Origin of the sequence: Agrobacterium sp. DSM 25558 (genome assembly GCF_900100825.1) — a bacterium.
Classification (GTDB): Bacteria; Pseudomonadota; Alphaproteobacteria; order Rhizobiales; family Rhizobiaceae; genus Agrobacterium.
The window spans coordinates 22973-42028 of the sequence record NZ_FMUD01000010.1; the positions used below are offsets into that span (position 1 = coordinate 22973).

Below are 19056 nucleotides of genomic sequence, written 5' to 3' on the forward strand. Positions count from 1 at the left end.
GACTAAGCAGTCGCCTTGATATGTTTATCGATTACGCGTGCCACGTCTTCATCACTTGCGACTTCGCCCCGGTCCGCCTCCGCAATTCCGGCTTCTATTTCCGCAAGCTGCCATTCTACGCGTGAAACGAAATTTTCAATGGCCTGCGCTGCCATGTAAGAGCGGGAACGGTCGAGCTTTTGAGCAATCTCGTTCAGGCGGTTGGCCACCTCGTCTGGGACGCGGATCGTGAATGCGGTCATTAAAAGACACCCTATTGTTCACCTCGAAAATCGTTGAGCCACTTTGGTTCGTCAAGGTTCAATAGATTATCTTCCAAGTTTCTCCTGCCGTGCTGGGTCACCTTGGCCTATCGGATGATCTTTCCGATGATGGCGGCCGCACTACGCTCAACAGCGAAAAGCATTACCCATGTCTCCGGTACAAAACGTCACCTATCTCTCAGGTCGGACAGTGAATGCTGGACCTGTCCTGGCTTCGTCCCCAAGTCCTCTTAGCGAACATAGGCGAGGGGATTTGCAAGGTTGGGCGAGGAAATTACATCCATGTCGATCCCGTAGATGTCATGCAGCACCTTTGGTACGAGAATGTCGTTCGGCGGTCCGCTGGCGACAACGGACCCTGCCCTCAATGCGTGAATGCGGTCACAGAAACGGGCTGCCATGTTTATGTCGTGCAGAACGATGATGACGCTCCTGCGGCATTCGTGCGCCAGACGTCGGACAAGCGTAAGCACCTCGATCTGATGGGCGACGTCGAGTGCTGCTGTGGGTTCGTCTAGTAGGATGCAATTCGCGTCTTGAGCGATCATCATAGCGATCCAAGCGCGTTGTCGTTCGCCACCCGAAAGGGTTTCCACAATCCGGTCGCCCAAGCTCTCGATTTTGGTAGCTTCTAGGGCGGCCTCAACCTTTTGGTGGTCTATTTGTGAAAATCGGCCGAGTGCACCGTGCCACGGGTAGCGACCACAGGCTATGAGCTCACGGACCGTCATCTCCGACCCAGTGCTGACGTCTTGCGGCAAATAGGCGACCGATCGAGCGAAGGCTCGATCCTGGAAAATCCGCAGGTTCTGGCTGTCGTAGGTGACACGTCCAGTCGTCGGTAGAATTTGTCGGGCGAGGATTTTGAGAAGACTGGATTTTCCTGAGCCGTTGTGCCCGACGAGAGCTACAACCTCGCCGGCAGGGAAGTCGAGGGTGACATCCGACAGGATTACGCGGCGGTCAATCACAAGTCCTATGTTCTGAACAGCGAACGCCTTGGTGACCCACTCTGCTTCGTCGATCTCTTGAGCTATCGCCACATCAATTCCTTTCCTTTGGGACAGTCTGGTGGCCGTATCATCTGAATGTTGTAAGGGTTGAAGCGGAAAATCACTACGCAGCGACGGGTAAAGATGCGAAGCGCACCACTATCCCATGTCTTGTTTTGTAAGTGGGCACGTCTTGCAGTAGCCCAAGGATGGGATCAGATACCGGATGCAACAGACCCGCCGTTTTCTGACCTGTGTCTCACCAATATGAGTATAGCGAACTGGTTCAAAAAGCGGGTTGGGTTCGCCAGAAGACAGTCGGCGAGCCCTTAGGAGCAACCGTGCTTGCTCAACGCTTTTTTTCGCAGGGGCAGATTTTTCGCTGTAGCTGACAACGTTCTCGACGATATTGCCTGCATTGCTCCAGAGAACTTTTTGCGACAGTCCTGAAGCACCAGCGATGGCGCCGATGACCGGGGCGATATGTGCGTCAATCACAAAGGAAAAACGTTCGTCTGCGGTCTGTGCAGCTATCGCTAAGCCAGCATGTGTGAGGCAAAAGGCTCCTGGACGACCAAACTCGTCCAGTGTGATACCGGTGACACCAAGGTCAAGCGGCAGCCTCCAATCAAGCATGAGCGCGGCCGCGACCGAGGGAACAATCAGTTTTGAAAAGTAGATTTTCGACCACTGCGACGCGACCGCTCGTCGTTCCGGTTTTTGATAGCACGTGGAAAACTTTTCGAGGATCGCAGACAGACGATCGGGTTGCATCAGGTCAGCGACGGGTTCGAAACTGCGGGTATGGTCTTTGATGACGAGCGCTGCTCCTACAGCGGCCAGGTCTCCGCGGAATAATCCTGCCAGTTCGGGATTCATCGACGCACCAAAAGCAGTCCGTAAAAGCCTGCACCAATAATCATTGATACCAGCCCGGCCGGGACTTCCCAGGGGAATGCGATGGTGCGTCCAACCCAGTCTGAAAGAACAAGGATCGTTGCACCTATGAATGCCGCTCCTGCCAATTGGGTAACCGGTTTTCGCAAGCCGATCATGCGGGCGAGATGCGGTGCAATCAGCCCCGCAAAGCTTAGGGGCCCAACGATCATTGTTGCCGTTCCCGTGAGCCCGGCGGTCATGAGCAACATGGTCAGACGGGCATTTGCAAGAGGCAGGCCGACCGAGATGGCAGCCGAAAGCCCCAGCGGAACGATGGTCAGCCATCGACGTACCAGCGGCAGGAGTATCAGAAATATCAGAAGTAACACGATGGCGACGACAGCGTCTTCGGCTCGTACGGAATAGGTTGATCCCGACATCCAACCCAGCATCCGAGTGACGCGGATGTCGCCGAACAGCACCGAAACGGAGATGACCGAGCCCGCCAATGCGGTGACGGCCACGCCATTTAGGAGCAGCTTTTCCGGCGCGAAAGCCGAGCGTCTCGCGATGCGCATGGTGAAGGCTAGGAACAACAGGCAACCCAACGTCGCCAGAAGCATTGTCTGGGTGCGCCCAAGTGGCGGTAGAAAAAAGACGACGGGGATCATCAGCAATGCGGCGCCAGAAGAGACCCCCAGCAACTCTGGACTGGCAAGCGCGTTTCCGGTCATCCGCTGCATAAGGCAACCCGCCATCGCCAACATCGCGCCGGCGCTGGCAGCAGCGACTGTGCGCGGAAGTCGCCATTGTAACAGATTAACCCAATCTGTACCGGTTGCTATGTGCCAGCCGTCGGGAAGCCTGCCAACACTGGTGGCGATCAGTGCGGTGAGCACAAGTGCGCTGGCCACTGCAAGCAAACTTGTTCTTGGACTGCGGCAAAGCGCCGGCAGGTGCGGCTGCCGATGTCCGGCAGGACTGTTTTTCACCCTGCTGAGCAGCCAGATCAGCATAGGCGCGCCAAGAATTGCGGTCACCGCACCAGCTGGGATTTCGATTACAGTGATGAATGTTTGCAGAGCCTGATCAGTGACCAGCAGCAGACCTGCCGAAATCAACGGGGCCGTAAGCAGACGATCCTTGAACCGTCGCGCGCCGCTGGCCTGCGACAGTCCGGCGCCGGCCAAGCCGACGAAGCCGATCACGCCCAACTGGGCAACGACCAACACTGCTGGAACGATTGCAATCGAAAGCGCCAGCGCTCGCAGTCGAGCCGGGGAAATCCCTAGCCCACGGGCAGAAACCTCTTCCAGTCCAATCAGCGTCAAAGGACGGCACAACCAGAATGCCGATATCCAGGCCGCAGCTAAACTGGGCAACAGCAGGAGGGCTACGCGCCAATTGTCCTGCGTTAGAGATCCGACCTGCCACGTGAGAAGTTCGCCAAGGTCCTCGAAGTTGGCCAGGATCAGCATGGCTGTCAGTGCGTCCAGACATAGCGATAACACAAGACCGTTGAGGACAAGATACAACGGAGAAAAGTTGCCGCGTGCCGATAGAGCCAAAACCAATGCAATGGTCAGTGACGCGCCCAAGAGGGCAGGCAGTGCAAAGCCGAATACGAGCAGGGGAGGGAACCACAGCATGGCGATTGCTACTCCGACGCGCGCGCCTGAAAAAATGCCAAGCGTACCTGGTTCCGCAAGGGGATTGCGCATCACCTGCTGCAGGATCGTGCTGCTGAGGCCGAGCATTAACCCGCTCAGGATGGCGACGACGAACCGCGGTAATAGGCTGAAATATACCGCAACCTGATCAATATTAGTCAGATCCGGGTCGAGCGCAGTTGCCCATCCGGGCGTAGAGAGGTTCGTGGATCGCAAACTGAAAATGAATAGCGCGCATCCTGCTGTTATCAACAAGGTTGCGAGTAGCAAACCCCGGTTTCTGGCCGGGCCGCCAGTTATGGCATCAGACATCCTTCACCTGCGCAAGACCGTTTTCCAACTGCGTTGCCAGTCGCTCGATCGAGCGTACTCCGCCATTGGGGTAAATAACCGGCATCCGCAAGACCCGACCGCCCCGCACGGCTGAAAAGGCGTTCCAGAGCGGGCTTTCCGCCAGACGTTCCAGGGCGCGGTCGGTCTCTATGCCCCGATCGAAATGAATGATGATTGCATCGGGCACATCCGCCAGACGTCTTAGGGATACTGAAGCTACTCCCGATCCGTTGACACGACCGCCAAAGGCATTGCGCAGGCCTAGACGTGCCAGGGTATCGCCAATCATGCCGTTGCCACCAAACACTGCGGCGTTGCGACCGTCACGCGTGAACCGACACACATAGACAGGACGGCGCAGGCCACTCAAGGTTCCACGGGCATTCGCAATTGCCTGTTCGCAGGCAGCGATCGCGGATTCTGCTTCTGTTTGTCTGCTCAGAAGCTTTGCTAGTTGCCGCAACACGGACTGGACGAAAATGACCGCCGGAATGTTTTTGGGAAAGACCGCAAACGGCAGTACTTCGGTAATCCTGTTTAAATTGTCGAGACCCGCGGTTTGCCAGTCGGCCATCAGCAACAGATCCGGCTTCAGAATCTGCAAAAACTCGAGATTGGGCTCGTTCAACGGGCCAAGATCGGCGACCTTGTCCGACAGGGCAGGCTCGGCCACCAGTCGCCGGTACAAAGGAATGTTGGCAATAGCGACGGGTTGAATGCCAAGCGTCAGCAGCAATTCGGTTAACAGCAGATCCATGCTTACGATACGCTGCGGTGTCGCTGCCTTGGCAGTGCCGACCCAGGCGAAAAGGGCCGGAGCGGCCAAGGCCACCCCGATGAACTTTCGCCTGTCGAGGAGTGGCGCTCCTACCATTTGTAAGAAAGGGTCGCGAACACGGTCAGTGGCTCGCCATAGCGGCATCCATCAGACGCGACGCAAGTGTAAAACTGCTTGTCGAACAAGTTGCGCGCGTTCAGTTTCAGCGTGGCACCATCGAGTTCGTTTTTGAACTTACCCAAATCGAAACTCGCCATCGCGTCGACAAGCACGTAACCTGGGATGTCGCTGGTACTATCGGTAAGATTGGTCTCGCCGACATAGCGGACACCACCGCCGATCTTCACGCCTTCCAACCCGACATCGTCGAGTGCATAATCTGCCCACAGAGAGACATTGTGTCGAGGAACCAGAGAAACCTGCTCGCCGATTTCGGCCGTTTTTGCGCTCTCAGTAATTTCTGCATCCGTATAGGCATAGGCTGCGATGAGACCGAGATTGCCGAATTCGCCGCGTGCTTCAAGCTCGAGGCCGCGCGATTTCACTTTTCCCTGCTGGTAGGAAAGCCCGGCGGAATCATACGTAACGACATTGGTCTGTGTCAGATCATAGACAGCCGCGCTGAACAGCATGTTGCTGCCGAGTGGCTGGTAGCGCAGACCGGCCTCGTACTGCACACCCTCGTTGGGCTTCAATGCTGCCTTCGTAATATTATCGATGCCTGCCTGCGGCAGGAACGACTGACTGGCACTAAGATAAGGCGCAAATCCATTGTCGAACAGATAAACAAGACCAACGCGTCCTGTCAGAGCGGAATCCGTCTGTCCGGTAATGACCCCTGTTTGATAGCTCTTCGACTCGCTGTTTGCCCAGTCGTGCCGACCGCCCAGAAGCAAGACCCAGTGATCGTCGAACTTTATTTGATCCTGCAAATAGACCCCATACTGATCACCAATCGCATCAGCGCCACGATCAACGGCGTAGTTGATGGACGGCGATCCGGTATAATTGCCGGTGTCGAGATCAAGGAAGTCTGTTGCCGCACCCCGGAAACGATGGGAATCATATGAGCGGCGGTAATAATCAAATCCGCCAAGGACGGTGTGATCAGCACCCAGCGCATCGAAAGAGTATTCAAGTGAACTGTCCGAGGTGACGCCATAGGACGATTCGTTACGTGCGCTGCCCAGACGTGCCAGCAGCCCGCCGTTCCTCGACAGGGGAGCAAGATTTCCCATCATGTAATTCCATTCAAGGTCAGAACGGAAATAACGATTGCTGTTTGAAAGCTTCACACCATTATCGAACTCGTGTTGGAAGATCGTGCCGATCGCGTACATGTCGATGTTGTATTTGTCGAAACCGTCTATGCCGAGAAACGTGTTCCTGGGAATATTTCCGGCACTGACATCAGAGTAGAGGAGCGGCGTGGCAAACCGGGTATGAATGTGCTGGTAGCTGGATAAAACCGTCAATGACGTTGCTTCATCGGGCTTCCAGGTCAAGGCAGGTGCGATGTAGGTCTTGTTGTCAGGTGTGTTGTCGACCCAGTTGTCGGCATTGCGCAACAGTCCTGTCAGACGGTACGTCAGCACCCCGTCATCGGTGACTGGTCCGCCGAAATCACCTGAAATCTGCTTGCGGTTGTTGCTGCCATATTCGACGTTTAGCTCGCGCAGCTCCGTATCGGTTGGGCGTTTCGATACGCCGTTGACGATGCCACCAGGAGCCAACTGCCCATAGAGAACCGATGATGCGCCTCTCAGAATCTCGACTCGCTCAAGGCCGTAAGGCTCCTGTCCACCATCATAGACATTTGACTGAAACTTCATTCCGTCGCGAAGTGTGCCGGTATTGCCATTCGCCACATTGAAGCCCCGGATTGTAAAGTCATCCACAATACGGCTGAAGGTGCCAGACTGCGTCGTCACCCCGGGAGTGTAGCTGAGTGTGTCGGCGACCGAGGTCGCTTTTTGATTGCTGATCTGGTCTGCCGTCACGACTGTGACAGACTGCGGTGTCTCGATGAGGGGAGTGTCTGTTTTGGTGGCAGATGAGTTGCTCTGGGCGAGATACCCCTCGACCGGGCCAAAGGCATTTTGTCCTTGAACAACAATGGTCTCTAGGACGGTGGACGCACCTGATGAAATGACGCTAGTCTTTTGACTCGCAGCGCTCGCTATGGTGACGGAGGTTGGGCTGGTAAAATTGTATGTAAGGCCGGTTCCGTCAAGGATCTGTCTGATGGCGGCTTCCGTCGAGGGCGCGCCTTTGGTGCCAGGCGACGTTCGTCCCCGCGTCAGCCCGGCATCATATAGAACCTGAACACCGCTCGCGACACCGAACCTGGACAGCGCTGTATCGAGTGCCCCTGCCGGGACGGAAATCTGTTGCGTCTGTTGCTGAGACCAGCTCGGTCCTGCGGTCATCAATGATGTCCCGATCACTAAGGCAACCGCCGTCGTGACGTTTGAAAGATGGAACCGGTTTTTTTTCGCCGCGCCGCGTTTCTGCTTGCTCATCATAGTCCCCAAAATATGCTGCCCATGGCACGGTTTTGCCGACACCACTAAAGACAAGAACGAATGTCCGCGCTGAAGCCGAACTCGCTTTTGATGATTTTTCTGAGAAATTTAGCCGAGCGGCTGAAAATGGCCGTGGGCGCTAACGCAAAATGACGATACCTGCGGGCAAGCGCGTTGCTGAAACATTCAGCGTCGCCTCCAACTGGGCAATGATCTCGTTGGGCCGGGACAGGTGAAAGACACCAGAAACGCGTCTTTGACCAAGCGTACTGCTAGCGATAACGACAGTGCCACGTCGATGGCGATTGATGTCCATCACGACACTGGACAGGGGCTTGTCCCGAAACACCAGTAGCCCGCGTCTCCACGCGGCCATGTTTTGCGGTTCGTCTTGATTGATCTCGCCCAGGCCCGTATCGAAATAGCGGACCGACTGACCAGACTTCAAAAACATCTTCCCACGACATTCGACTTCGATCTGCCCTTCCAGGCATTCTACGGACACTTCATCTGAGCCACGTCCAATGGCAAAGTTTGCGGCATATGCGGTCGTGATGCCGCTCTCGGCGGAGAGCCGAAACTGGCGTTGGGAATCGGGGACAACATGGAATACCGCGGCGCCGTCGCTGAGGGTCAACGCTCGCGTGTATGAGGTGAAGTCCCATGACAGACTTGACCCGCCATCCATTTCAACGGTCGAGCCATCGGCAAGCATGACGGTCTTCTGTTCTCCGCGCGCTGTCGCAAAATCGGCTGCAAGTGCCGAATAGGATGGGGTTATTCCCAGGAAGGAGCCTACGACAGCTGTTCCAACGCCGGACGCAGCGATGGCGCCTCCACCGATAAACGCACGGCGGGATAAGCCCATGCCCCGTGAATGGTTTCGCGTTAACGCCGGTCCCATCGTTTTCCAGAGCCGGGCCGCATCAACGAAGGCCTGCTCGTGGCTGGGACTGATGCCGCGCCATGCCTGCAGACGCTGTACATCATCCGTCGTGGCGTCGCCTGACGTAAGGATCACAATCCATTCGGCTGCCTCCTGCGTGAGGGGTGAGCCGCGTTTAATCTCGTCGTCGAGGGGCATGGGGCAAAATCGATCAGGATATCAGTCAGCGAAGTTGTATTACAATGATAAGACGATTGGCAGCAGTGGTGCCGAAACCCGCTGGCAGATTATTTTTCTGGATCAGCAGGTTCGTGCAGGCGTGCGAAGCAGTATTCGATTGCCGCTCGAATTTCCAGTTCAATGGTTCGGGTCGAGACGCCATGGGTCGCCGCGATTTGCCGATGTGGCTCGCACTCAACGCGTGCGGCAAAAACGATTGCTCGACGCCTTTCAGGCAATTCGTCCATGATTTTCAACAACCTCGACAGTGTGTCGCGAGACATCAAGACGGCTTCGGGATCGGGTCTGTTATCATCGACATTCAGGAGCTCGTCAACCTCATGCGAATGGAGGCGGCGGCGGTGAGCCGATCGGCTGTGGTCGATAGCAAGATTTTTGACAAGGCGGCGGAGGTAGGGGACGGGAGCGACAAGGGTCATCGCTTTGCTTTGGGAAAACCGGATCCATGCCTCCTGCGCCAAATCCTCGCCATCTTCAGCGGATCCGGCGCGTCTGGACAGGTAGCGTGATATTCCTGCGCGTTCGCGCATGAAAATTGCGACCATTTTTTCATCGTGGCTTGCCATTCGTTGCGGCCCCGGCCGATATGATCGCTATCCGGTGACTGGATCAGCACCATGAGTTCGTTGAGACTTGCATAGCGACGAGCCGGATAAGAATCAATAGTGGAGCGTGTCGATCATCTTATTGAGCGCTAAGTTCAGCCTGCCGGAGCAAATGATGTCTTCAAGAGTGGGACCCCGAAGCGCGTTTTGATATTGGTCGCCAGTTCAATTCCTATCAAGAGCAGTCAGATAGCTTGAGTTTGCTTTACGCGTTCAACCCGGCAAGAGCAGCAGATCTTTGGCAATTTGCATAGCGGTTCACTCATGTAATTATGCACGGCAAAGATTGGCGATCAAATGGCTGCGACTACCCAACCGGAGAGTGCCACCTATTAACCTCTTGTAGCACCGGTTACCGCACTGCGGATATGCGAACGAGAGACGCCGAGGTCCTGCAAGGTACGGTCGTCTAGCGAACCTAGTTCATGCATGGCGCGACGGTTAGAGGCATATGTCTTGATTTTCTTGAAGATGTTCATTGTAAGCTCCTGCTTTGCTGCGCAATATATGTGCATTTTGTGATGAAATAGAATGCATATGCGCGCAGGTTGGGCATGCCAAAAATGCATGTCACGCCTAGATTGCTATCAAATCCTATAAAAAGCCCTCTCCCGCCATCGTGAAACGCTATGGCGGCAGAATGGAGTTGTGTTGGCCAAAAACGCTTTTATGAACCTACTGTGATGGTGTCGGCTACGCGCTGGCGCAAAAAATAGAACCGCAAAAGCGGCAGCAAGCACGTCACGGCATGTGCCGGACGAAAGCATCCGAAAAACGGAGTGGGAACATGAAACACACGCTAACTCGCAGAATACTTTGCATTTCGACAGCAGTTCTTTCGCTGGCGTCGGCTATGCCGGCTATTTCAGGACTTGCTCAGGCGGCAGACGACACGATCAAGCTTGGTCTTGTCGCGCCAATGAGCGGACCAAACGCCCGTTACGGCGCATTTTCCATGCACGGTGCTGAGCTTGCAGTTAAAGAAATCAATGAAGCTGGCGGCATCGATGGACGCAAAATAAAGCTTTTCAACGCAGACAGCCAGGGAACGCCGGTTGAAGGTGTTTCCGCCACGCGCAGACTGATCGACGAAGATGAAGTCGATTATGTGATCGGCGACGTTTCCAGCTCCGTAACACTCGCGATGCAGCCTGTCGCAGAAGATTCTGGCGTGCTCTTGCTGAACGCGGCTTCATCCAACCCAAAAATTACCTATGGTGCTGGTGTCGGCGGCTTTAAGTGGACGTTCCGCAACTATCCAACCGATGAAAATCGCGCCTTGATCGTTGCAAAATATGCAGCTGAACAGCGCGGCTTTACCAAATTTGCTGTTCTGTCCGTCGATAGCGATTATGGACGCTCCGCCATTACCTTCACCAAGAAGTATCTTCCCGAATTCAAGGGCGAAATCCTCAGCGAAGATTACTACAAGGAAGGTGAAGTCGACTTCCGCAGCGTTCTCGCCAAAATCCGCGACAACGGCGCTCAGGCAATCATCATGTATGGTTTGGCCGACACCACGCCAATCATCGCCCGCCAGATGGTTGAGCTAGGCATTGCCGGCAAGGTAACGCTGATTGGCAATGGTGAATTCAACACCGAAAAAACTATCAAGTCTGCACCGACCGCCATGGAAGGCGCTGTCGAGGCGGCGGCTTGGCTTCCTGCCTTCGATTCTTCTGCCAGCAAGGCCTTCGTCGAGAAATTCACGAAGGAATACAACGAAGCACCAAACAACCATGCTTATGTTCACTGGGACACGGTAAACTTGCTTGCCAAGGCAATCAAAGAAGCCGGCAGCCCGGACCGTGAGAAGGTTCGCGATGCTCTCTCCAAAATCCAATACAAGAGCCCTGTTGGGGACGTCACATTCGATGACCACAACCAAGCGCGTCTGCCGATGATCCTTCTTCAGATTGAGAACGGCAAGCCGAGCATCAAGGGTGCCTTCACAGCAGATATCCAGTATCCTGCCAAGTAATGCTTTCTGGAGGATAGAACCATGTTCTCGACAGTTCTCGAGCAGATTATCAATGGTATTGTGACGGGTTCCGTCTACGCCATTGTCGCAGTCGGCATGACGATGATTTTCGGCGTGCTGCGGGCGATCAACTTCGCTCATGGCGAATATTACATGCTCGGGACCTTCGGGGCATGGTTTGCCATCGACTATCTCGGGCTTTCCTACGAGACTTCAATCTTCGTAGGCGTCCTTTCCACCATCGTTGTTGCCTATATTGTCGGGCAACTGGTCATGCGTCGCATGGTTGGTGCTCCGGCTGAATCCGGCGTGCTTGCAACGCTAGGTATCGCACTGGTTTTGCAGAACACGGTGATCCTCGTGTTCGGCGGGGGCTACAAGTTCTTTGCTGGCGGTTATATCGAGCCGGTTTCGATTCTTGGCTTCAGCCTTGCGCAGCAGCGCATCCTCATTCTGGTCGTGTGCCTGCTCGTCTTTGTCGGCCTTGAACTGATGGTAACTTACAGCCGCATGGGCAAGGCGATGCGGGCCGTTTCGCAGAATGTCGAATGCTGCGAAGTGGTTGGCATCGACGTGCCACAGATCGTGATGCGGACGTTCGTTCTTGGTGCTGCACTTGCTGCCCTGTCCGGTGTCCTCACGGCACCTGTCAATGTCAGCGTCTATGGCGGCATGGGTGAACTTATCACCTTCAAAACCCTCCCAATCATCATCATGGGTGGTCTTGGCAACGTGCGGGGAACCTTCTTTGCAGCCATGATCCTTGGTGTCGCTGAAAGTCTGGTTGCAACCTATGTGGGGCTTCAGTTCCGCGATACGGTTGGCTTTGCAACCCTTATCCTGATGCTGATGTGGCGTCCACACGGTCTCTTTTCGACGCAAGCGCGCTTCTGACGCGCATCCGCCGATCAATCCTGAATTCGAGGACCCGACATGGCTATTACAGAAACAACACAGCCGATAAGAAAGCGAGATCTGCGTATCCCGCTGGCTGTTATTCTGATCGTTGTCGCACTTGCCGCGCCCTTCATCGGCAGCCGATACGTTACACACTCTCTGATCATCGCTTTGATCTTCATGCTTCCCGCCCATGGTCTTAACCTGCTGGTGGGCTATACCGGCCTGCTTTCACTGGCGCAGGCCGCATTCTTCGGCATCGGTGCTTATGTTGCGGGCCTGCTTGCCGTGACCTACGGCACGCCCTTCTATATCAATATTGCGGCGGCAGGTCTGGTCACTGGTGCCATTGCGCTTCCTTTAGGAATTCCAGCCCTTCGTCTGCGTGCAACGTCCTTCGTTATGTGTACGCTCGGCTTCGTTATCATCGGACAGGCCATCGCCAAAAACTGGATTGCCGTGACCCGCGGCGACATGGGCCTGTCAGGTATTCCAAAGCCCTATTTCGAGCTTGGCCCTTTGTCTTTCACGGTCTCTGGAACCACCGCGTTTTATTATCTCGCGCTTTCCGTTGGTGCCTTGGCAACCTTGGCTGTGTGGGCCATCGTAAGATCGCCAGCCGGACGCAATATGATTGCCATTCGTGAAAACGAAACACTGGCGGAATCTGTTGGAATTCCAACATGGCGCTATAAGCTTATCGTCTTCATGCTCAGTGCCGTCTTCGCTGGTGTTGGTGGAAGCCTTTATGCCCATTACCTCACGGTTGTCAGCCCGCTGACGTTCCAGATGTACTATTCCACGACGATGCTGATCATCGTGCTTGGCGGCGGTGCGGGTACGATTTCAGGCGTGGTCTTCGGTAGCCTGTTATTTGTGGGCTTGACCGAAGCGCTCAGAATCACTCCGGAACTTAGAATGATTGCCTACGGGCTTTGCCTTCTGGTGCTGGTATTCTGGTTCAAAAAGGGCTGTGCACCTCTCATCAACCGCTTCTGGAACCTGATCGGAGGCACGAAATGAACCACCTTCCTATCCTTGAGATCAGCAACCTCACCAAGTCTTACGGTGCCGTAAAAGCCGTCAATGACGTCAGCGTTCATGTCAATCGCGGTGAAATCGCGGGATTGATCGGCCCGAATGGCTCAGGCAAATCCACATTTTTCGATTGCAGCACGGGCCTTGGAAAACCGGATTCTGGTACTGTCAAACTTGATGGTCAGGATATCACAGGCTGGACGTTGAACCGTATTGCGCGGGAAGGCCGGATGCTGCGGTCGTTCCAGAAAACAGTCGTCTTCAAGGCGCTGGATGTGGAAGAAAACCTCATCATTGCCGGGCAAATGTTCACCTTCCCTTCGATCCTGTCGACATTTGGTCTTGGCCGCATGTCCGAGACCCGTGTTTCTGCTCTGCGTGGACGCGCTCGTGAGCTGATCAAGATGGCGGGTCTGTGGGACGTGCGCCACATGCCTGCGGGCAACCTTTCGGGCGGCCAGCAGAAGCTCATTCAGTTCGCATCAATGTTGATGCCGGAACCGAAGATCATTCTTCTGGATGAGCCGATGGCAGGCATCAATCCGAAAATCATCGAACGTGTCGTCGATACCATTCGCTACGCGAACAAGTCCCTCGGAACCAGTTTTCTCGTCATCGAACATAACATCGATGTCGTGACCAGCATTTGCGAACGTGTCATCGTTCTCGATCAGGGAAAGAAGCTTGTCGAGGGATTGCCGCACGATATCATTGCAGACCAGCGTGTCAGGGAGGCCTATCTTGGTGGCTAATTCCAACCTTACGATCAAAGATCTCCGCGCAGGCTACGGTTCACTTGATATTTTGAACGGCGTCGATCTCGACATTCCATCGGGTCAGTTCGTCGCGCTGATGGGGCCGAACGGGGCTGGTAAATCGACGCTTCTGAAAACGCTTTATGGTATGACGACCGTTAAAGGCGGTGTCATCGACTGGCAGGGCAAGAATATTGCCGGTGCCAAATCCAGAGCGATTTTGGGCGAGGGCATTTCCTTCGTGCCGCAGGGGCGCTGTAATTTCCCCGTCATGACGGTGGATGAAAACCTGCAAATGGCCGCCTATACGCTGCGAGACGCCAAGGTGAAAGCGGACAGGGACTATGTCTATGACCTGTTCCCCATTCTGAAAGACCGTCGCGCCACGCTGGCTGGCAATATGTCTGGTGGTGAGCAGCAATTGCTGGAAGTCGCCATGGCGGTGTTGCAACGGCCCAAGGTCTTGCTGGTGGACGAGCCTTCGGTTGGCCTGTCGCCCGCCGCCATCGGCATCGTCTTTGATGAGCTTCTTCGCTTGCATTCCGCAGGACAAACCATTCTTCTCGTCGAACAGAACACCAAGAAGGCAATGGAAGTCGCGGAGCGTGCCGTCATATTGCGTCTGGGTAAGGTGATTTGGGATGGTCTGCCCAAGGACATTACGCATGACGAATTGGGCGAACTGTTCCTGACCGGAAAAATGCGTGGTGAGACCGAGGCTGTTCACTAGCCTTGCCTGAACATAATCACAGAACAATCTAAGGAAACTTCCATGAGCACTTTTGTGCCTGCATTGCGCGTGTCCAAAATCAAGGTGTCTCCAAGCACCGCTGCCGCCGCGCGCGCCCGCGAATTGAAGGCCGCAGGCCGCGATATTGTCGATATGACGGTGGGCGAACCTGATTTCGATACGCCCGATGACGTGAAGGCTGCAGCCCATGCGGCAATCGACAAAGGCGAAACGAAGTATACCGCCGTCAATGGCACGCCTGCATTGCGCAAGGCGATTATCGGCGATTTTCAGCGTCGCCTGAATGTCAGCTACGCCGAAAACGAGATTTGCGTGGGCGGTGGTGCCAAGCAAATCCTGTTTCTGGCCTTGATGGCAAGCGTTGAAAATGACGCCGAAGTCATTATCCCGGCACCCTACTGGGTTTCCTATCCCGATATGGTCATCGCCAATGACGGCAAGCCTGTCATCGTGCAATGCCCGCAGGAGCAGGGTTTCAAGCTGACACCGGCGGCACTGGAAGCGGCGATTACGCCGAAGACGCTGTGGTTGATCCTGAACGCGCCGTCCAATCCAACCGGCGCGGCTTACAGCAAGGACGAACTGAAAGCGCTTGGCGAGGTTCTCCTTCGTCACCCGTATGTCTTGGTGCTGTGCGACGATATCTATGACCAGGTCTGGTTCAAGGATGAGCCGATGACGACGCTGGTTGCGGCGGTGCCGGAACTGAAAGACCGTATCGTCCTCGCAAACGGTGTATCCAAATCCTACGCAATGACCGGATGGCGTATCGGTTATGCGGCGGGGCCAGCTCCATTGATTGCTGCGATCAACAAGCTGCAATCCCAGATGTCATCCTGCCCGTCTTCAGTCAGTCAGGCTGCTGCAGCCTACGCACTGTCTGCCGATCAGTCTTTCGTCAACGATAGCGTCAAGGTCTACAAAGAGCGCCGCGACTACGCCTGCGAACGGTTGAATGCCGTCCCCGGACTGTCATGCCTTGTGCCAGACGGCGCATTCTATCTTTTCCCCAATTGCAGCGGCGTTATCGGCAAGACGACGCCGGATGGCAAAACCATCGAAAACGATCTCGATTTCGTGCTTTATCTGCTGGATGGCGTCGGCGTTGCGGCTCTGCAAGGTGCGGCCTACGGGTTGTCGCCCTATTTCCGCCTGTCGATTGCGACCTCCATGGACGTGATCAAGGCTGCTTGTAACCGTATTGAAAGTGCAGTCGCTGCGCTTCGCTAAAGTCTTTCGTCGGGCAGGGCTTGTATCACACCTGCCCGACGTTTTAGGTTTCGCCAAAGGGTGGGACCATGAGCGTTGATTTCAGAAAACTGAAAAGTTTCGTCAAGATCGTCGATACCGGAAGTGTATCGCGAGCAGCCGCTATTTTGCGCACGGCCCAGCCGGCACTGTCCCAGCAAATCGCATCGCTTGAGGCGCATTTCAAGCACAAGCTCCTGATCCGTAGTAATGTTGGCATAACGCCCACCGAAGCGGGCCTCATTCTTTACCGACATGCGCAATTGCTGTTGAAGCAGCTTGAGCAGGCGCAGACCGACATCAATCTTTCCACGCAGTCCCTTGCCGGGCGCGTATCGATTGGTCTCGCTACCTATTCGACTTCCAGCGCGCTGACCCTGCCGATCATCCGGGAAATGCAGGCGCAGCACCCGCAAATCGTCGTGCATATCAATGACAGTTTCGGCCACATCCTGAGCGAGCTGATCATGACTGGCAAAATGGATATGGCGCTGATCTATGCGGCAGACCCCATTAAAGGCGTAACCTTGCAGCCGCTTTTCCGCGAAGAAATGTTCCTTGTTTCCCCGCCTGGAACAAAGCTACCGGGTGATCAGGGAGAGCCATTGCCCCTGTCGGAGCTGGATAATATTCCGCTGCTCTTGCCGAGCAAGGGGCACCTTTTGCGTAGGCTCATCGATGAAGCGATGGCAAGAGCGCGGGCAACACCGAAAGTCATATCGGAAATCGAATCGGTTCCGGCACTCAGCGCCGCGGTTCTGGACGGCATGGGGTCCACCATTCTGCCCGCATCCGTCGTGACAGAAAACTCCGCTTTTGCAGGAGCAGAGATACGCGCTTTGGTGAAGCCCGTTATTGAGGCGACTGTTTCGCTTTGTATATCCGACCATCTCCCGCTGTCAGAACCTGCGCTGGCGGCGCACTCCGTCCTGCTCGGCGTCGTCAGCAAATTGATGGCTGGCGACCATCCGGGAATTCGTGCCGTCTGATCAAATTGCCATAAGCAAACCCTATGGCGGCAGACCATAGTTGTGTTGGCCAATCATGTCACAAGTCGCCTAACCTCATGACAGATAACGGGTCCAGAAAGTCGGACCTAACCTGTTCGGCACCTCGTTGCCTTACCGTTTCTCTGAGGAAAACATGGCAAAACTGGCATTTGATACCGGCGGCACCTTCACGGATTTTGCTCTTCTGGATGACAATGGCGAGCTTCATCTTCACAAGGTTCTCAGCACACCGAAGAACCCTGCGGAAGCTGTCGTGCAGGGCGTTTCTGAACTTCTCGAAAATTTTTCAGGTGCGATTGCGATAGAGAACCTGCAGGTGCTTGGCGCAACCACGGTTGTGACCAACGCGGTTCTGGAGCGCAAGGGCGTTGAAACCGGCTTTGTCACGACAGACGGTTTTCAGGATATGCTCCGCATCCGCAACGAAGGCCGCTATGATCTCTACGATCTGAATATCAAATATCCAGATCCGCTGGTTGCCCGCGCAAACAGCTATGGCGCGCAGGAACGTATTGCCGCAGACGGCACGGTCGTGACGGAACTGAAAGAAGAAACAGTTCGTGAGATCGCGATCAAGCTCAAGGACAAGGGCATTCGCTCTGTCGCGGTGTGTCTCCTTCACGCTTACAAATATCCGCAGCATGAGCAGCGTGTCGCAGCGCTTCTGCGTGAAGAATATCCTGATATCTTCGTATCGCTTTCCTCGGAAGTCTGCCCTGAAATGCGCGAGTTTGACCGCGCCTCCACGACTGTCGTAAACGCTTACACCCGCCCACAAATGGCAGGCCATGTGGCCAACCTTCAGCGCGAATTTGCCGCAAAGGGTATTGATCGTCAGGTTCTCTGGATGACCTCTTCTGGCGGTCTTGTTCCCAGCAGCCGCGCCGCTGAACTGCCTGTGAGATTGATTGAATCCGGTCCTGCTGCGGGCGCTGTTGCCGCTGCGGAATTTGGTCGTATCGCTGGTGAAGACAGCGTTCTGTCATTCGACATGGGCGGCACGACTGCGAAACTCTGCCTCATCCCGCATGGTGAGCCAACAGTCGGTACTGATCTTGAGGTCGCGCATTACCAGCGTTTCCGCAAGGGCTCAGGCTTTCCGCTAAAAATCCAGTCCATTCAGATGATCGAAATCGGTGCCGGTGGCGGCTCCATTGCTGCCAAGAACCCGCTTGGTCTTCTTGATGTTGGCCCACATTCTGCCGGTGCAATGCCGGGACCAGCCGCTTATCAGCGCGGCGGCATACAGCCTACCGTGACCGATGCCGATATTCTACTCGGTTATATGGGCACGGAATCTTTCGTCGGCGGATCGTTCAAGGTTTCTAAAGACGCGGCCCGCGAAGCCATGGCGAAACTCGCCACGTCGCTCGATGTAAGCGTTGATCGTTGCGCATGGGGCATTCATGACCTCGTCAACGAATCCATGAGCAAGGCTGCGGCGATGCACGCGACTGATCTGGGCGTTGACCCAAGATCATTGCCAATGGTCGCCTTCGGTGGCGCTGGCCCGGTCCACGCTTACGGCATTGCCAGAAAGCTCGGCATCAAGCGGGTTATCTGCCCAACGGGTGCAGGTGTTACCTCCGCCATCGGTCTGCTGATTGCGCCAGTCGCCGTTGATCTTTCGGCAAGCCATCCGATGGGCGTCGATGCCTGGGACATGGATGCGATGAACACCCTGTTGGACGATCTCTCCGCACAGGGTGCAGAGGTTGTTTCTGCCGCTGGTGTTGGCAAGGACACGATCACAAATCGTTATACCGTCGATATGCGCCACGTTGGCCAAGGCCATGAAATTACGGTTGTTCTGCCTGATCGCAAGCTTCCAAAGGAAGAGTTCCTCAAGCAATTGCTCGACAACTTCTTCAAGCTTTACAAGGAGCTTTTCGGACGCACGGTTGCTGCTTCGGTCGAAGTCATCACATGGCGCCTGCGCGCCAGCGGTGAGAAGGGTCAGGTCACTCGTCCTCATGAAACGCAGGTTGCCGATGCCAAGAAGGGCAGCCGCGAGGTCTATTTCCAGGAGCTTGGAAAATATACCGAAACGTCGGTCTATGATCACTACAAGCTTCCCGTTGGTCACGAGATCAAGGGGCCAGCCATTGTTGAGCAGCGTGAATCAACCGCAGTCGTTGGTCCAAGCGGCGTCTTCCATGTGGATGCCCGTGGCAACCTCGTGATCAATATTCTCTAAGGGGACAT

Annotated in this window: 17 protein-coding genes; 8 read left to right on the forward strand and 9 right to left on the reverse strand. The window is 55.2% G+C overall.

Annotation, left to right across the window (positions count from 1 at the left end; all coding sequences use genetic code 11):
• Positions 1-2: 2 nt before the first annotated feature.
• From DSM25558_RS10685 to DSM25558_RS10725, 9 genes are all read right to left on the reverse strand, one after another.
• Complete coding sequence (locus DSM25558_RS10685; RefSeq protein WP_077104573.1) at positions 3-242, reverse strand: CopG family ribbon-helix-helix protein; 240 nt, start codon at positions 240-242, stop codon at positions 3-5.
• A gap of 251 nt (positions 243-493) precedes the next feature.
• Positions 494-1300, reverse strand: coding sequence for an ABC transporter ATP-binding protein (locus DSM25558_RS10690; RefSeq protein WP_244554173.1), 807 nt, complete (start codon positions 1298-1300; stop codon positions 494-496).
• Between the two features lie 114 nt (positions 1301-1414).
• Positions 1415-2134, reverse strand: a complete 720-nt coding sequence (fhuF, locus tag DSM25558_RS10695; protein WP_077104575.1) for a siderophore-iron reductase FhuF — start codon at positions 2132-2134, stop codon at positions 1415-1417.
• Positions 2131-4116, reverse strand: a complete 1986-nt coding sequence (fhuB, locus tag DSM25558_RS10700; RefSeq protein ID WP_077104577.1) for a Fe(3+)-hydroxamate ABC transporter permease FhuB — start codon at positions 4114-4116, stop codon at positions 2131-2133. Before fhuB ends, fhuF begins: the two co-directional genes overlap by 4 nt.
• On the reverse strand, positions 4109-4963 hold the full coding sequence (locus DSM25558_RS10705) for an ABC transporter substrate-binding protein (RefSeq protein WP_159442483.1): 855 nt from the start codon (positions 4961-4963) through the stop codon (positions 4109-4111). Before DSM25558_RS10705 ends, fhuB begins: the two co-directional genes overlap by 8 nt.
• A gap of 41 nt (positions 4964-5004) precedes the next feature.
• On the reverse strand, positions 5005-7344 hold the full coding sequence (locus tag DSM25558_RS10710) for a TonB-dependent siderophore receptor (RefSeq protein ID WP_159442484.1): 2340 nt from the start codon (positions 7342-7344) through the stop codon (positions 5005-5007).
• 235 nt (positions 7345-7579) lie between these two features.
• Positions 7580-8524 carry a FecR family protein gene (locus DSM25558_RS10715; protein WP_077104581.1) on the reverse strand — a complete coding sequence of 315 codons (945 nt, stop codon included), beginning with the start codon at positions 8522-8524 and terminating at the stop codon, positions 7580-7582.
• An 89-nt stretch (positions 8525-8613) separates the two neighbouring features.
• Positions 8614-9132, reverse strand: a complete 519-nt coding sequence (locus DSM25558_RS29765; protein ID WP_077104583.1) for an RNA polymerase sigma factor — start codon at positions 9130-9132, stop codon at positions 8614-8616.
• A 371-nt stretch (positions 9133-9503) separates the two neighbouring features.
• Positions 9504-9650, reverse strand: a complete 147-nt coding sequence (locus DSM25558_RS10725; RefSeq protein WP_077104585.1) for a DUF1127 domain-containing protein — start codon at positions 9648-9650, stop codon at positions 9504-9506.
• A 308-nt stretch (positions 9651-9958) separates the two neighbouring features.
• On the opposite strand from DSM25558_RS10725, the gene DSM25558_RS10730 reads away from it, so the two are divergent.
• The 8 genes from DSM25558_RS10730 (at position 9959) to DSM25558_RS10765 (ending at position 19048) form a co-directional block, all read left to right on the forward strand.
• Entirely contained in the window at positions 9959-11152 is a 1194-nt protein-coding gene (locus DSM25558_RS10730) for an ABC transporter substrate-binding protein (RefSeq protein ID WP_077104587.1), read from the forward strand.
• Between the two features lie 21 nt (positions 11153-11173).
• Entirely contained in the window at positions 11174-12046 is an 873-nt protein-coding gene (locus DSM25558_RS10735; RefSeq protein ID WP_077104589.1) for a branched-chain amino acid ABC transporter permease, read from the forward strand.
• 39 nt (positions 12047-12085) lie between these two features.
• Positions 12086-13072 (forward strand): branched-chain amino acid ABC transporter permease, encoded by a 987-nt coding sequence (locus DSM25558_RS10740; RefSeq protein WP_077104591.1) that lies wholly within the window; start codon positions 12086-12088, stop codon positions 13070-13072.
• On the forward strand, positions 13069-13839 hold the full coding sequence (locus DSM25558_RS10745; protein ID WP_077104593.1) for an ABC transporter ATP-binding protein: 771 nt from the start codon (positions 13069-13071) through the stop codon (positions 13837-13839). Before DSM25558_RS10740 ends, DSM25558_RS10745 begins: the two co-directional genes overlap by 4 nt.
• Entirely contained in the window at positions 13829-14572 is a 744-nt protein-coding gene (locus tag DSM25558_RS10750) for a branched-chain amino acid ABC transporter ATP-binding protein (RefSeq protein ID WP_077104595.1), read from the forward strand. Before DSM25558_RS10745 ends, DSM25558_RS10750 begins: the two co-directional genes overlap by 11 nt.
• A gap of 42 nt (positions 14573-14614) precedes the next feature.
• Positions 14615-15823, forward strand: coding sequence for an aspartate transaminase (locus DSM25558_RS10755; RefSeq protein WP_077104597.1), 1209 nt, complete (start codon positions 14615-14617; stop codon positions 15821-15823).
• A 68-nt stretch (positions 15824-15891) separates the two neighbouring features.
• Positions 15892-16830 (forward strand): nitrogen assimilation transcriptional regulator NAC, encoded by a 939-nt coding sequence (gene nac, locus DSM25558_RS10760; RefSeq protein ID WP_077104598.1) that lies wholly within the window; start codon positions 15892-15894, stop codon positions 16828-16830.
• Between the two features lie 154 nt (positions 16831-16984).
• Positions 16985-19048: a hydantoinase/oxoprolinase family protein gene (locus tag DSM25558_RS10765; RefSeq protein WP_077104600.1), complete on the forward strand. Its 2064-nt coding sequence runs from the start codon at positions 16985-16987 to the stop codon at positions 19046-19048.
• Positions 19049-19056 lie beyond the last annotated feature (8 nt).